Source organism: Schlesneria sp., assembly GCF_036405755.1.
In the GTDB taxonomy this organism is placed as follows: domain Bacteria; phylum Planctomycetota; class Planctomycetia; order Planctomycetales; family Planctomycetaceae; genus Schlesneria; species Schlesneria sphaerica.
The window spans coordinates 1-14,064 of the sequence record NZ_DASWWZ010000236.1; the positions used below are offsets into that span (position 1 = coordinate 1).

10 protein-coding genes are annotated in these 14,064 nt (G+C 58.4%); 8 read left to right on the forward strand and 2 right to left on the reverse strand.

The genetic code is table 11. The features are described from left to right. Nucleotides 1-148: 148 nt before the first annotated feature. Nucleotides 149-1,915 (reverse strand): sodium/solute symporter, encoded by a 1,767-nt coding sequence (locus VGE80_RS08260; protein ID WP_440592316.1) that lies wholly within the window; start codon nucleotides 1,913-1,915, stop codon nucleotides 149-151. An 88-nt stretch (nucleotides 1,916-2,003) separates the two neighbouring features. Beyond that, the gene (locus VGE80_RS08265) at nucleotides 2,004-2,306 is read right to left on the reverse strand and encodes a DUF485 domain-containing protein (RefSeq protein ID WP_373649572.1); all 303 of its coding nucleotides are present in this window, start codon (nucleotides 2,304-2,306) and stop codon (nucleotides 2,004-2,006) included. Nucleotides 2,307-2,515: 209 nt separating this feature from the next. Between VGE80_RS08265 and VGE80_RS08270 the strand changes: the two genes are divergently transcribed. From VGE80_RS08270 to VGE80_RS08305, 8 genes are all read left to right on the forward strand, one after another. Next, the gene (locus tag VGE80_RS08270; RefSeq protein WP_373649573.1) at nucleotides 2,516-3,889 is read left to right on the forward strand and encodes a DUF1501 domain-containing protein; all 1,374 of its coding nucleotides are present in this window, start codon (nucleotides 2,516-2,518) and stop codon (nucleotides 3,887-3,889) included. Nucleotides 3,890-3,974: 85 nt separating this feature from the next. After that, nucleotides 3,975-4,358, forward strand: coding sequence for an NUDIX domain-containing protein (locus VGE80_RS08275; RefSeq protein WP_440592317.1), 384 nt, complete (start codon nucleotides 3,975-3,977; stop codon nucleotides 4,356-4,358). 163 nt (nucleotides 4,359-4,521) lie between these two features. Next, the gene (locus tag VGE80_RS08280) at nucleotides 4,522-4,968 is read left to right on the forward strand and encodes a hypothetical protein (protein ID WP_440592318.1); all 447 of its coding nucleotides are present in this window, start codon (nucleotides 4,522-4,524) and stop codon (nucleotides 4,966-4,968) included. A 378-nt stretch (nucleotides 4,969-5,346) separates the two neighbouring features. Continuing rightward, nucleotides 5,347-6,831 carry an efflux RND transporter periplasmic adaptor subunit gene (locus tag VGE80_RS08285; protein ID WP_440592319.1) on the forward strand — a complete coding sequence of 495 codons (1,485 nt, stop codon included), beginning with the start codon at nucleotides 5,347-5,349 and terminating at the stop codon, nucleotides 6,829-6,831. Nucleotides 6,832-7,027: 196 nt separating this feature from the next. Then, on the forward strand, nucleotides 7,028-10,192 hold the full coding sequence (locus VGE80_RS08290) for an efflux RND transporter permease subunit (protein WP_397568242.1): 3,165 nt from the start codon (nucleotides 7,028-7,030) through the stop codon (nucleotides 10,190-10,192). 407 nt (nucleotides 10,193-10,599) lie between these two features. Then, nucleotides 10,600-11,733, forward strand: coding sequence for a tetratricopeptide repeat protein (locus tag VGE80_RS08295; protein WP_373649578.1), 1,134 nt, complete (start codon nucleotides 10,600-10,602; stop codon nucleotides 11,731-11,733). Between the two features lie 219 nt (nucleotides 11,734-11,952). Next, the gene (locus VGE80_RS08300; RefSeq protein ID WP_397568240.1) at nucleotides 11,953-12,708 is read left to right on the forward strand and encodes a class I SAM-dependent methyltransferase; all 756 of its coding nucleotides are present in this window, start codon (nucleotides 11,953-11,955) and stop codon (nucleotides 12,706-12,708) included. Between the two features lie 63 nt (nucleotides 12,709-12,771). Further along, a complete protein-coding gene (locus VGE80_RS08305; RefSeq protein WP_440592320.1) occupies nucleotides 12,772-14,058 on the forward strand; it encodes an ArnT family glycosyltransferase in 1,287 nt (428 codons plus the stop codon). Nucleotides 14,059-14,064 lie beyond the last annotated feature (6 nt).

Here is a 14,064-nt window from a genome sequence, read left to right on the forward strand (position 1 = left end):
GGATTGCCACCCGTTGATTCCGGCATTACACGCCACTGCTTCGGAGTCCCCGGAGTCGCTGTCTCTTCTTGTTTCTGATGCGGGACATGGCACTGCATGACCGGGGACGTTCCTACTGTGACGGCGAATTCTCATTCTTAACGAAGTCCTACGCGGCGTCCGCCTGATTGTTCCGCTTTCCACTCGTTATCAGCGACACGACAATCAGTGTCAGGAAGCCAAGAGGAATGGTGACGATACCTGGCTGACTGAACGGGACGCGGGCCAGGGCGGCGGACTGTTCGGCCGTGTATCCATAGACCTTCTGGAAGGTATCGGCACTCAGAAGAATCCATCCCAGGGAGCTCAATAGCCCGACAAAGATCGCTGCGGTAATCCCCTGCTTGGTGGTGCGGGACCAGAACAGCAACATCACCAGCGAAGGGAGATTCGCGGACGCGGCCACACTGAACGCCCATCCGACCAGGAAGCCCGCGTTCATATCCTTGAACAGGATCCCGAGGACGATCGCGATGATTCCCACGATGACCGCAGCCAGTTTTCCGATTCGAACTTTGTCATGATCGCGCATGTCCCATTGCAGGACACTCGACAACAGATCATGAACAACTGCCCCGCTCGCGGCGACGATCAGGCCGCTGACCGTTCCCAGCACGGTCGTAAAGGCAATGGCCGAGATGACGGCGAAGAGAGTTTCTCCAAAGCTCTTGGCCAGCAAAGGGGCTGCCATGTTGGAATCCGTCAGGTCGAGTGTCCCGCTGGTCATGGCTCCCAGACCCAGGAACAAGGTCAGGACATAAAAGATGCCGATGGTGCCGATCCCGACCACGGTGCTCAGTCTTGCGGCTGCCTGATTCTTGACGGTGTAGTAGCGAATCAGAATATGCGGCAGCGAAGCGGTGCCGCAGAAGAGGGCCAGCATCAGCGAGATAAAGTCGAGTCGGGCGAACAGTTCGTCTTTCTGCAGACCTTTGAACAACGGGCTGTTCCCCGGTCGCAACACTTTGGCACCGGGTGTCGGCTGGGGCGACCAAGTGATCGTCTTGTCACCGTTTTCCGATGTGGATTCTTTCTTTGGCCAGAGCACCACTTCGCTGTGCTGAAGCGTGGCAAGGTATGAGATGGGATTCAGCGGGCCGGTTTCCATTTTCCCGTCGGGAAGCTTGCTGATGTGCCCGACCGGTCGCAGGTCCGCCTGACCTTCTTTCACTCCATGAGGAAGTCCGTTCACCCGCTTTGTGCCATCCGCCTGAATGACCATGGTCTGTGGCGAGTTCGCGGCCTCGCTGTTGTCGACTTTCAAGCCGCGGTTCAGAATCATGACGGTCAGGATGCCACTGAACAGAACCAGCAGCGAACCCTTGATGAACTGCACGTAGGTCGTGCTGACCATACCGGCCGTAGCGACGATCAGTACCACGACGATCCCGACCATGACGACGCCCACTTCGTGCGGGAATCCCAGCAGCGGCTTGATCAGTGAGCCCGCCCCGACCATCTGGGGAATCAGATAGAAGATGCTGACAACGAGCGTACTGATGCCTGCCGCCAGAGTGATTCCACGGGACTGATACTGACTGTTCAGTGCGTCGGCGAAAGTATATTTCCCCAGCCGCTTCAGGGGTTCGGCGACGACAAAGAGCGCCACGGCCCATCCAGCCAGAAAGCCAATCGAGTAGAGAAACCCGTCGTACCCGAAGAAGGCGATTGTCCCGCAAATCCCCAGAAAAGACGCCGCCGACAGGTAGTCACCGGCAAACGCGATCCCGTTCACGAACCAGTGAATCTGGCCTCCTGCGGCGAAGTAACCCGCGGCCGATTTCGTCTTTGCAGCGAAGTAAAAGCTTAATCCCAACGTGACGGCGACAAAGATCCCGAAGACGACGACCGACAGGAAGGACGGATTGTGAATCATGAACGGGCTTTCGCAGAGGAACGACGCTCGTCAGCGCGGGTGTTAAAGCAGAACAGAAGCAGCAACGGAGAAGGTCGAGCAGACCGTTTCAGCCGTTGGTGGGCCTGGCGCGACAGAGCCAGCAGTAGGCGAGAGCCAGGATCATCGCGATCACAATCAGAGCCAGACCATACAGGATGGCCAGATTGAGTCCCCATGCAGGGGTCCAGTCCATCAGGTCGGGGCGGAACGCGTTGAGTCCGACAAATCCTCCATAGATGGCCAGATAAAGCAGGAACAACACCATTCCATAACGCGCGTTCCGCGCGGCAATGGCCGGATCTTCGACTTCTTTCGGGTGCATCGAGCCATGATCGAGACCTGCCATAAACGCAACCCTGTCATAGAGCACAGACCATCCTGTTCAGATGGCCGGTAGGATTTGTGGGGGGATATATGAAGCAGCAGAAATATCACGCGGCTCAAGACGCCGCAACCATCTGTACTGTCTGAACGGAATTCGGCCAGCTCCCGCGAAACGTCATCCGCTTTGGTGATTCGGGTCGATATTTTGTAGCATGCAGCGATCTCATGTTTCTGGGCCGCCAGAGGAACTACCGCGTGCAAAACCACCAACATCGTGCCGGTGTGACACGACGAGAGCTGATTCAGGCTGGTTATTCGGGCTTGCTGGGAGTCGGTTTGACGTCCGTTCTGGGACGTCGAGCTCAGGCGGCTCCCGCTTCGCAGACCGAGGCTGGTCGATCACCCAAGTCCATCATCATCGTGTTTCTCACCGGGGCATGCAGTCATCACGATACGTTCGACATGAAGCCGGACGCCCCAGCCGAGATCCGGGGTGAATTCCGGCCGATTGCCACAACGGTCCCCGGTTATTCCATCTGCGAACACCTGCCGTTACTGGCCGCCCGTGCCGGGAAGTATGCCGTCATCCGGACATTATCACATGAAGACAACAATCATCTGATGTCCACGCATCACGTGCTGACCGGCCAGAAGCAGCCGGGCGGATTCTTCGACAAAGTGGCGTCACGCGATGACTGGCCCTGCTATTCGTCCGCGCTTTCCTTTCTGCGTCGTCGTGATGACGGTCTTCCTTCGGGCGTGAACCTGCCGACATTTCTGCGGGAAGGCCCCTTAACCTGGCCCGGTCAGCATGCCGGCTTTCTCGGTCAAAGCTATGATCCGTGGCAGATCACCGGGGATCCGAACAAACCCGATTTCCGGGTCGATGCGCTCACGCTCGTTCAGGGAATGGACGTGAATCATCTGGGCCAGCGCAAACTCCTGCTGGAAGAACTGAACCGCAAGCAGGAACAGTTTGCAGAGGTCGCTCAGTCGCTGCGGCTGCAGAAGGACCAGCAACTGGCGCTGAACCTGCTGACCTCCAGCCGGCTCGGTCAGGCGTTTGAACTCCACCGCGAAAGCGACGGGGTTCGTGATGCTTATGGCCGGACGACACAGGGGCAGTCGCTGCTGGCCGCACGACGACTTGTCGAGGCCGGTGTCCCGATCGTGCAGGTCAATATGGGCCGTGTTCAGAACTGGGACCATCACGGGGGGATCTTCCCGACTCTGAAACAGCGAATGCTGCCGGCGCTCGATCAATGTGTCTCGGCACTGCTGGACGACCTCGAGTCGCGAGGCATGTTGCAGGAGACGCTGGTGATGATGCTGGGGGAATTCGGTCGGACCCCCAAGATCAACAAAGACGCGGGGCGAGATCATTGGGGCCCCTGCTTTTTTGGTCTGTTTGCCGGCGCCGGTGTTCAAGGGGGACAGGTCATTGGCCGATCGGACGTGACGGGTTCTTATCCGGCAACACGCGGATTTTCTCCAGACGATGTCGGTGCTACGGTGTATCATTTACTGGGGCTGCCCGCAGAGGTCGAAGTGGAAGATCGTCTGGGCCGGCGTGTCTTGCTCAATCGGGGGGACGTTATCGAGTCCCTGTTCAACGGCACTTCCGTCTAGTCCAGTGTCTGGCCCGGCGAGGCCCGCCTGCAGCCCCGACCGCTCCTACCGTGAATCCGTTCTCCTCCGTTGAAATTCCCGTCCGATGACTACTGATAAACGAATCGGGATTGCCGTCGTCGAACATCATTCCCGGTACCTGGTGGGGATCCGGGGACCCGGATCCGTGCTGGAAGGCTACGCGGAGTTCCCGGGCGGCAAGTGTGAGGAGGATGAGTCTCCCATTGAATGTGCAGTGCGCGAATGTTTTGAAGAGAGCGGTCTTGTCGTAATCCCCGAACGACTGCTCCAGCGACGCCAGTTCGAGTACCCCCATGGACGCGTCGAGCTCTACTTCGTGCTGTGCCATCCTGTGGGTCTGGTCGATGCACGGGCCCAGCACCAGGGTTTTCGGTGGGAAACACTCGATGACCTTCGGCTACTCAATTTCCCGGAAGGCAATTCCGAGGTGCTCAACCTGTTAAGCTGAGGCTGCAGTCGCGAATCCTCGTCCAAACTTAGGAGGATGCCTGCGAAATCAGGACTCGGTGGAATTGTCGCACCCGAAGCGGGATCGTCGACGCTGAAACGATCGCTGTTGACAGTGATCGGGCCTGTCGTGCACACTTGCAGAGGTTATTAAAGGAAAGATTGTGGATCGCTTTGTTGCTGCCTTTTTCGTCCTCAGCTTCCTCTCGCAGCAGTTCGCCTGTTGCGGAGTGGGGATCTGTGCGACGGTATGTGGCAGCGAAACTCAGGCGAGCCAGCAGGCAAAACCTGCGGGACAAGTGGCAAAGAAGACTGCCTGTCCCTGCCCCCACCACGGGAATACCTCCCGCGAGAAATCGGGTTCACCAGCCCCGCAGCCAGTCCCCCATCAGCACCACGTCTGTGTCGGAACACATCTTTTTTACGTCACAGCCGATCGCTTCGATCTGGCGGAACTCGCCAGTCAGACTGTCCTGCTGAGTGGACCTCTTTGTAGCAGCCTGAACTTTTTGACATCTCACTGCATGCTGGCCGTAACGGCTCTGACACAGGGGGATTCTCCCCAGGCGTTGGGCCCAGAGCGGTCTGTGCTGTGCATTTATCGCATCTAACAGGCCAAGTGTCCTCTGAATCCGTGTCCCGAATCGACAGTGTGACTCAGCAGGAACATCGCCCCGGCACGATCAAGCTCGCTGGTGATTTGCTCGGCCTTCCTTCCGCGATCGTGTCACGAACCGTGTCGCAATGAGAAGGGAATTCCGCTAGGGGGCGATCAGCTTGCGGCACATGCCGATTTTCGATGCCAATTTCAGACAGTTGTGAAAGGACACAGTCGCCCGGTTCTCCAGGCGGCGTGACCAGGGATGAGTCCCCTGCCCCGCGTGAGAGGCAGGTCAAACGCACCATGAAACGAGACGCGCAGCAGCATGAGTTCCTCAGGATCCCGACTTGCTGCGCTGATCGAGTTGTCTATGAGAGGTCTCTATCAAATGATGAAACGACATGGACGAAGTCTGTCCTGGCTGATTGGGTTGGTCCTGCTGGCAGGTCTGGGAGGGATGGCGCTTCTCAACAGGGATGTGCAGGAATGGATCCGCGTTCGGCTGCTGCAGGCGTCGAAGGGTTCTTCCGGGGAAGACGCGAATCACGAATCAGACGCGCATCAGCACGCGGCCGCGAAAGGCTTAATGCTGAGTGATCGTGCCCGACAGAACCTGGGGCTGAAGCTGGGTAAGGTCGAAATGACGGACTGGTGGCGGTCGGTCAACGTTCCCGCTGAAGTGATCGAAGAGCCGGGACACAGCAAGTACGCGGTCCCATCTACGATCCAGGGAGTTGTTCTCAAGATTCATGCGTTCCCCGGTCAAACTGTCCGGGCAGGAGATCCCCTCGTCGATATTCAGCCGACAGGCGATCTGCTCGCAACGGCGGAATCGACGCTGCTACGGACCATCCAGGAAATTGCACTCGTCAAACTGCAGCTCGAACGGCTGATTCCCACGGTCGATTCGGGTGCCACCCCGATCATGCGCCGCCTGGAAAAAGAGTACGAACTGACCCGACTCGAATCGCAACGGCTGGTCCAGACCCAGGAGCTGTTGGTGAGGGGACTGACTTCCTCGCAGATCGACGAGATCATCTCGACCAAAACCCTGATTCGCAGCGTCACCATCAGGGCACCTGCCGGCGACCTGCCGGGTGACGATGTTGAACCCGCCGATGCAGCAGAGGAAGGGATAGAGGGGAAAGAGGGAAGCAGCAGCGACAATGACAAGGGGGTGCCGCATGCGAAACACGAACATGGATCGGTTTACACGGTTGAATCGCTGAATACCTACCTCGGTCAGCTTGTGCAGCAGGGGGGCGAGGTCTGCCTGCTGTCGCGTCATTCCCATCTCTTGCTGGCAGGACGGGCCTTCGAGCGGGAAGCTCACCTGATCGCGCGCGCCATCGAGCAGGGCTGGCCCGTCAAAGCGACCTTCGAAACGTCGAGCGATGAACCCCTCATCCGGGACAATCTCTCGATTCTGTACGCGGACAGCGTGATCAATCCCGACACGAATACCATCCGATTTTATCTCCCGCTGGATAATGAGATCCTGCGGGATAGCACAGGAGCGAATGGATTGGCCTATCGCTCATGGCGTTTCCGGCCGGGTCAGAAAGCCCAGCTTTTCGTTCCGGTACAGCAACTGAGTCGACGGATCGTGCTCCCTGCGGATGCCGTCGTGCGCGAAGGGGCCGAAGCTTACGTGTTCCGGGCGAATGGCAGCCTGCTGGAACGCGTTGCCGTTCATGTGGAATCTCTCGACTCACGCGACGCAGTCCTGGCGAACGATCGAGCTCTGTTTCCCGGTGATGTGGTCGCGTTGAATCAGGCCTACCAACTGGATCTGGCATTCAAAAAGTCACAGCAAGGTTCCAGCCAGGGACACGGGCACGAAGGCCATAGTCACGAAGGTCACAGTCACTGACACGACCTGTGAACGAGGCTTGTCAGATGTCAGTCGGGGAGGCTGCGCGCTCTGGCTGATCATTGAGGCAGCGACACGAGGTCTCACGCACGACTTCTGACCCATCAGTCCGGGACGCGGACGATCGCACAAAAATCCTACTCACTCACTCGCTGCCGCCCCCGTGCTCGCACGTGTGAATCGGAGAAGACTTGTTATGAACGCACTGATTCGATTTGCCCTTCACAATCGCCTGCTGATCATCTGCCTTTCGCTGGTCACGCTGGTGCTGGGGGCACTGACGATGGCCAATCTTCCGATCGATATTTTTCCGAGTTTGACCAGACCGAGAGTGGTCGTCATGACCGAGTGTCCCGGACTGGCTCCCGAAGAAGTTGAGACACTGGTCACACTGCCGCTGGAGACCGCGTTGAACGGCTCTACGGGAGTTCAGACCGTCCGGAGCTCGTCCGGGATCGGGTTGTCGGTGATCTATGTCGAGTTCGGCTGGAACTCCGATGTCTATCTGGCGCGGCAGATCGTCAACGAACGCATCGCGACCGTACTGAATCGCATGCCCGCCGGTGTGAAACCGGAACTGGCCCCGATCAGTTCGATCATGGGTCAGATCGTGATGGTGGGACTGTACAGCCGGGATGGCACAACACCACCCATGCAGATCCGCACGTTCGCCGAGTGGGTGGTTCGGCCACGGTTACTGACCATTCCCGGAGTCTCGCAAGTCATTCCGATGGGGGGTGGGCGCAAGCAGTTTCAGGTGCTGGTCGATCCGGTTCGACTGGCGGCGAGGAACGTCACGCTGACAGAAGTCGAGCTGGCTCTGGGCGAGTCGAATCAGAATGCAACCGGGGGTTACCTGGAACGGGGTTCAATGGAGTACCTGGTACGGGGACTGGGCCGGGTCAAAACAAAAGACGATCTGGAACTGTCGGTGATTCGAAGTTCCAGCGAGCGACCGATTTTGTTGCGGGATGTGGCCGATGTCGAAGAGCGGCCTCAACTGAAACGAGGCGATGCGTCGGTGAATGGACACCCTGCTGTGGTGCTCACGATTGGCAAACAGCCCACGGCAGATACGCGACAACTGACGGAAGAAATCACAAAAACCTTTGAGAGCCTGCGCGGATCGCTGCCCAAAGACGTGGAACTGGTCACCGAGCTCTATCAGCAGCGTGAGTTCATCGATCGGGGCATTCACAACGTGCTGGAAGCCCTGCGTGACGGTGCCATCCTGGTCCTGATCATTCTGTTTCTGTTCCTGATGAACTTTCGTACCACCTTTATCACCCTGACCGCGATTCCACTTTCGATTGTGATTACGGGACTTGTCTTCTACTGGTTTGGCGTCTCGATCAACGTGATGACGCTCGGGGGACTCGCCGTCGCAATGGGCGAACTGGTCGACGATGCGATCGTGGATATCGAGAATGTCTTTCGCCGGCTGAACGAGAACGCACGGCTTTCTCAGCCCAAGCCTGTGCTGGAGGTGGTGTATCACGCGAGTCTCGAGATCCGCAGTTCGATCGTTTTCGGCACGATGCTGGTGATCCTGGTCTTCATCCCGCTGTTTGCACTGTCAGGGATCGAAGGCCGGCTCTTCACGCCACTGGGTCTTGCTTACATTGTTTCCATTCTGGCGTCGCTGCTGGTGTCTCTGACGGTCACGCCCGTGCTGGGAAGTTTGCTGCTGGCGCCAAAGGCCAACGGGCACTCAGATCATGAGGTCGACAGCCCGCTGTTACGATTCCTGAAACGGATGGTCACACCCGTTATCAAGACAAGTCTGTCACGTTCCGGCTTGACGACGATTCTCGCCGTCGTAACCACCGCCATCGCGGCAAGTATCGTGCTGGTCTTCCGCCTTGGAACCGATTTTCTTCCCGCGTTTGATGAGGGGGCCGCCCAGATCAACTTCGTATTGCCACCTGGTTCATCGCTCGAAGCATCCAACCGGGCCAGCACGATGGTGGATGCGGCCCTGGCCCAGCATCTGCGATCGGAAGAGAAGAATCCGCGTGGCTTGGTAACGGGTTTCGTCCGTCGCAGCGGCCGTGCGGAAATGGATGAACATGCTGAAGGAGTGAACGTGACCGAGTACATCGTCTCGATGAATCCGGACAGTGGTCTCTCCCGTGCCCAGGCTCTCGACACGCTCCGCAAGGAACTCGACGAGATCCCCGGGATCGAGTACGAAGTCGAACAACCTCTGGCACACATGATCAGTCACATGCTGTCCGGGGTGACCGCACAGATCGCCATCAAGATCTTCGGCGACGATCTGGATGTGCTCAGGCAGAAGGCAGAACAGATTAAGGTGGCACTCGCCGATGTCCCGGGACTGTTGCCCCCTGTGGTGGAAGCGCAGCAGTTGATTCCTCAACTGCGGATTGAACTGAAGCGGGAGCAACTGGCGCTTTACGGTCTTTCCGTCGGACAGGTGAATGAGTTCATCGAAACGGCGATGAACGGCCGAGTGGTCTCGTCCATCCTGGATGGTCAGCGCACCTTCGATCTGCTCGTCCGGCTGAATGATGTTTCCCGAACGGACCTGGACGCGATTGAACGACTGACTCTGGTCCTGCCGACCGGCGGACGGATTCCTCTCTCGGCGGTGGCCAAAATCTACGAGGCAGGTGGTCCCAACACGATCAATCATGAACGGACGCGGCGTCGAATCGCCATTCGCGCGAACGCTGCGGGTCGAGATCTTGGCAGCGTGGTGGCCGACATTCGTCGAGTCATTTCCGGGATCGACATGCCGGAAGGTTATTTCGTCGAATACGGCGGCCAGTTCGAAGCGCAACAGGAAGCCACACAGCAGATCGCCATCATGAGTATCGTGTCGCTGGTGGGGGTGTTCCTTGTCCTCTACACCTTGTTCCCTTCGACCAAGATCGTCCTGCAGATCATGTTTGCGCTGCCCATCGCGTTTGTGGGGGGAGCATGGGGGTTGTGGATGACCGGTCAGACGTTGACGGTGGCGAGTCTGGTCGGCTTCATCTCGCTGGGGGGGATCGCGGCGCGTAACGGCATTCTGCTCGTTTCTCACTATGTGCATCTCATGCGGGAAGAAGGAGAAGGATTTACCGAAGCGATGATTGTGCGAGGAAGCCTCGAACGGCTGGCGCCGGTGCTGATGACGGCGCTCACGGCGGGGATCGGGCTGGTTCCGCTGGTCCTGGGTGGTCAGCAACCGGGCAAGGAAATTCTCTATCCGGTCGCCACCGTTATTCTCGGCGGGCTGATTACCTCCACCATCTGTGAATATGTTGTGCATCCCGGTCTATTCTGGCGGTTGAGCGGTTCGTCAGCGGAAAAGCTGGCTCATCGCCAGCCCTCAATTCGATCGGAAGAGCAATGACAACCTGAATTGGCAGGGACGGTTCGACGTACGAGACCGTCCCTGCCCGTGGTTTCCTGATCCATCTCAGGGTGTCAGCCCCGCATTCCTGCTCGTCCTGACTTGCCACGTCGCAACGGACGTCTTGCGTTCACCAGGCTCTTCATCCATCTCAAGTTATCACCGGACGAGTGGCCCACCGGCAGATTTGACCGCACATCAAACGCGCAGCCTGCAATTCGCGAGATAATCACCGGGAAACGGGAGTTCGGCAAAAGTTATCTTGTCGCACTTGAACATCTGAACTATGTTGCCCCCCTCCATTCCCCCTATTCAAATCTCGACGACAACGTCACTCCACTCCCTGAATAAACCTTCAGTGGGAGCCTGTGACGATTAATCTCCCGAATATCAGGAGCTGCGGAATCATGTCTAAGGACGGCTTTTTTTCGCCGACCGGCTTGTCTCGCTCTATCTTGCTCGGCCTGATTCTGGCTACGGCAGGTTGCCATGCCACTAGCGGTTACACCCAGAACCGTTCGGGGATGAAGCACTACAACCGTGGGAATTATGCCGAGGCACGGCAGCGATTCGCACGAGCCGTCGCCGATGATCCCTACAATCCTGACTACAGATACAACCTTGCCATGGCGCTGCAGAAGCAGGGAGACATTGGCGGGGCTGAAAAGATCATGCGTCATAACCTGACAATTGATGCGATGCACCAGCCCACCTATCACTCGCTGGCTCAAGTCCTGAACAATCAGGGACGGGTTGACGAAGCTCAGGATCTGGTCGCCGGGTGGGCTGAAACCCAGCCGTATGTCGCTGAATCCAATCTTGAACTGGCCTTTCTGCAGCGGGAATCGGGTAACGTCACCGGTGCGGAACAGTCACTCCGCAACGCTTTGCGTGCTCAGCCAACCCACCCCACGGCATTGGCCCATCTGGGACAGATTTACCAGGAATCCGGCCGACCGGACCTGGCTGCGGCTTACTATCAACGTTCTCTCGCTGCGAAGTGGGACCAGCCAGAAGTGAAGTCCCGTCTGGCGACCCTGACCGGATCGACGCCCTCGCAGCGCAGCGCTCGCCGATCAGCCATGATGCAGAATTCACTGGATTCCACCATGATGGCGGGTGGTCCTGTCATGACGTCGTCACCGTCGATGGTGGCCAACGATCCGTTCACCGGCGATGTCCAGGCCCTCACCTATGAAGATGGCGATCAATCTCAACGGTCTCGATCGCGACGCCGTGGTCGGGGTCAGCAGGATGGTCAGGTCATCGCCGCTTATCCGCTTCCCAACTTTGATTCCCCCGGATTTCCGGGTGTCCCTGCGACGACCGTTGTCTCGGGCCAGTCGAATGAGGTCTTCCTGCCCCCGGTTGTCACAAGCGATCCGAACGCGATGCCTCAGATGCCGGTCCCCGACATGTCGACGACGCAGCTTCCGCTGCCAGGAAACGCTCCGCCGTTGATCCCGCAGGCCGATCCCGCGCACGCCATGGAACCAGTTCCAGAGATGACGGCTGCCATCCCGGTGGTGGATCCTCACTAAGGGGGATTGCTGGAGTCCTGCTTGCGTAGAGGTCATTCCGAACCGCGCGGCCGCTTTCTCCCGTCGGTGTGATGCGAGTACGACGTGACACGTTGCAGTCCGGATTGACGCTCCCAAGCTTGTGGTGGTGCGTCTCGCGCAACTAAGTTGAAGGGCCAGCCACAGCGCGCAAGGCCGTTGACGTGGCTGGTTCCTACTTCCTTGAGCTGTTTGGATCCAATGCCCGAATCTGTACCGTCCACTGCGGACATGCGTGAAATTCGCGAACTGCCTCCGGCGATCGTCAATCAACCCGAAGAGTTACCCCGCATTCCCGGAGGCTGGACAGAACGGGAATGGACCATCGAAGGTCAAGTCTTCCGACTGACCCAGCCCGCCGCCCCGGACCTCTTTCTCGAAGATCCCGATGTTCATGCGGCGTTTGATCGGGATGAGTACATGCCGTACTGGGCCTACCTGTGGCCTTCGGCATTGAAGATGGTCGCCACGATCCTGAAGTCGGACTGGCCAGAGAATGCCGAAGTCCTGGAGATCGGGGCCGGAATCGGCATCGTGGGTCTGGCGGGACTGGCTCGTGGCTTGCGCGTGACGATCAGCGACTATGAGCCCAAAGCGGTCGAACTGGCGATGTACAATGCTCGCAAAAGCGGCTACACGAAAGCGAGTGGTCTGGTACTGGATTGGAGAACGCCTCCCGCACGACAGTTCCCCATCCTTTGGGGCTGCGAACTGCTTTACGAGGACCGCCATCACGAACCGCTCCTCGAACTGACGCGCCGCATGCTGACGCAGGATGGTGTCGCCTGGTTCGTCGATGGAGGTCGGATGCGGGCCGAACGCTTCTGCAAAATGATTCCGGAGTACGGGCTAACCGGTCAGCTCTTCGATGAGAATCTGCAACGACTTTCCTCCCCCCGGGTCGGACAGTATCAGTTGATCGAGGTGCGGCACCAGAGTGTCCGGAATCCATCTTGACCCATTTTGCCAGTTCGCCCTACCATCCGCCCCCTAATCAGGTTTCCGGGGGGATTGACCGTCATGGCATGGGCGGCAGGGTGGCATCGCTGGTTGTTCTTGACGCTATTCGTGGCTTTCGGATTGCGTCTTGGATTGGCATTGGCCGTTCAATACGAAGTCTCAAAAACACCGGGACGATTGTGCCTGATCTCCGGGGATGCAGAAGGCTATTGGGAGCTTGCGGGTAAGGTGGCTGCGGGCGAAGCTTATTCCATCTACGACCCGCCACGACGCCTGCTTCGCATGCCCGGCTTCCCTGCGCTTCTGGCCCTTCCTCGTCTCGTGTTTGGAGACAATCCGTTCGCTGCACGACTGCTGCTCGTGGTGGTGGGAACTCTTGCTTGCGGTTTGACCTATTGGCTCGGTTATGAACTGTCTGGCCATGCCGTGGGGTTGCTGGCAGCAATCTACACAGCGGTCTCCCCCACCATGGCGCTGTTCAGTGTCCTGTTCCTGAGTGAAACGGCGTTCGCGGCCACCATGCTGGCCAGCCTGATCGCCGCGGCCAGGTTCTTGCGAAAGTACGAGCAGGCGGCTCCTTCTGATCCGCCGACTGTGGGACATGCCGTGGCTGTCGGGGGGCTCGCGGGACTGGCGACCTACATGAGGCCGACCTGGCTTCTGGTGGGACCGGGACTGGCGATGCTGACATTGATGACCGGCCGAAGTCCCCTCGGGCAACGGGCAATCCTTGCAGGAATCATCTGCCTGTCACTCGCAGTAGTACTGTTTCCGTGGACAGTTCGGAATGCCGCCCTGACGGGGCACTGGATTCCGACGACGCTTTGGGTCGGCCCCAGTCTGTATGACGGACTGAATCCCACCGCCACGGGGGACAGCGATATGGAGTTCTTCGAACAGGACCGGCTGCTTCAGTCGATGAGCGAATACGAGATGGATCGAGAATACCGGCGCCGAGCCTGGAAGTTCGCTGCCGAGAATCCCGCGCGCGTCATCTCACTGGCCCTGGTCAAGCAGAGTCGTTACTGGAGCCCCGCACCGAATACGCCTCAATTCCGTCATCCATTAATCCACCTGGTGGCGTGGCTGTCGTTCGCCCCGCTCATGATCTTCGCCTTGATCGGTGTCTGGCAGGCGCGGAATGATCCTTACCTGATCACTCTGACGGCGGGACCCGTGCTTTACTTTGCTGCTTTGCATTTGTTGTTTGTCGGCTCGCTCCGGTACCGGCTCCCCGCAGAGTTCCCGTTGTCCGTCCTTGCGGCGGTGGGAATGGTACGGCTTTTCGCGGGAAGTCGTGCAGCCCAGCATGCTTCGAGTCCTTCAAGTCAGGTCCTGCTTAACTAACGAGTT